This window comes from Herbaspirillum sp. B65, assembly GCF_000333555.1.
In the GTDB taxonomy this organism is placed as follows: domain Bacteria; phylum Pseudomonadota; class Gammaproteobacteria; order Burkholderiales; family Burkholderiaceae_D; genus Herbaspirillum; species Herbaspirillum rubrisubalbicans.
This window is the reverse complement of record NZ_BADI01001210.1, coordinates 1-1,181: the sequence shown is the minus strand read 5'-3', so window position 1 is coordinate 1,181 and position 1,181 is coordinate 1. Positions and strand designations below refer to the sequence as shown.

The 1,181-nt window shown below is 61.5% G+C and carries 1 protein-coding gene and 1 pseudogene; both read left to right on the top strand.

Annotated features, from left to right (window positions below):
* Window positions 1-196: pseudogene (locus I5W_RS28580) on the top strand (branched-chain amino acid ABC transporter permease); the annotation flags it as partial.
* A 1-nt stretch (window position 197) separates the two neighbouring features.
* Entirely contained in the window at window positions 198-1,073 is an 876-nt protein-coding gene (locus I5W_RS28575; RefSeq protein ID WP_044531793.1) for a branched-chain amino acid ABC transporter permease, read from the top strand.
* Window positions 1,074-1,181 lie beyond the last annotated feature (108 nt).

The following is a 1,181-nucleotide window of genomic DNA, read 5'->3' as shown; positions in this document are numbered from 1 at the left end:
CGTCATCATCCTGGGCGGCATGGGCGATATCCGTGGCGCCATGATCGGTGGCCTGTTCCTCGGCTTTGCCGAGGTGTTGACGGTGGCCTATATCTCCAGCGACTTCCGCGATGCGGTGGCGTTCGGCCTCCTGTTCCTGATCCTGCTGGTAAAACCCTCCGGCATGTTTGGCAAAGTGCTGGAAAGGAAGGCATAAGATGGGCTTCATGGATTGGTGGGATGGCTTCTGGGCCACCTACAACACCGTCATTTTCAGCATCGGCGTCAATGCCATGCTGGCTCTCTCGATCTACGTCACCCTGTCCTGCGGCTTGCTGTCGCTGGCCAACGCAGCCTTCATGGGCATCGGCGCCTATACCGCATCGCTGTTGACGATGCAATTCGACCTGCCCTTCCCCATTGCGCTGGCCGCAGGCGGCGTACTGCCCGCGCTGGTGGCGCTGGTGATCGGCATCCCCACGCTGCGCCTGTCGGGCGTCTACCTGGCCATGGCCACGCTGGGCTTTGGCGAAGTGGTGCGCGTGATCGTGCTGAACCTGGACATCACCGGCGGCCCCATGGGCTTGAACGGCGTGCCGCCGATCACCGAGTGGTGGCACATCGTCTTGCTGCTGGGCGTGACCATCTATGCGCTGGCGCGCCTGCGTCGCTCCAAGATCGGCCGCGCCTTCGAAGCCATCAAGGAAGATGAAGTGGCAGCGCGCCTGATGGGTGTGAACGTGGCCGGCTACAAGCTGCTGGCCTTCGTCATCGGCGCGGCCATTGCTGGTGTCGCAGGCGGCCTGAACGCTCACTACACCTTCACCATCGGCCCCAACAACTATGGCTTCGAGAATGCAGTCGACATCCTGACCATGGCCGTCTTCGGCGGCACCAGCAACCTGATCGGCCCCATGATCGGCTCGACCATCCTTTCGCTGCTGCCGGAAGTGCTGCGTCATTTCAAGGACTTCCGCCTGGCCATCAATGGCCTGATCCTGATCCTGGTGGTGCTGTACCTGCCCAAGGGCATCTGGGACCCGCGCCGCCTCCGCGCCTTGCTGGGCCGCAACGCTGAAAAGAAAGTGAAATAATGCTTTTACAACTGACCGACATCAGCAAGAACTTTGGCGGCTTGCAGGTATTGGCAAGGGGTGAACTTCACGTCAAGCAGGGCGAGATCTTCCGCCTGATCGGCCCCA

What these genes read in the sequence shown, in the direction of transcription:
- I5W_RS28575 (WP_044531793.1), top strand. Translation starts at nt 198, where the DNA reads ATGGGCTTCATGGATTGGTGGGATGGCTTCTGGGCCACCTACAACACC.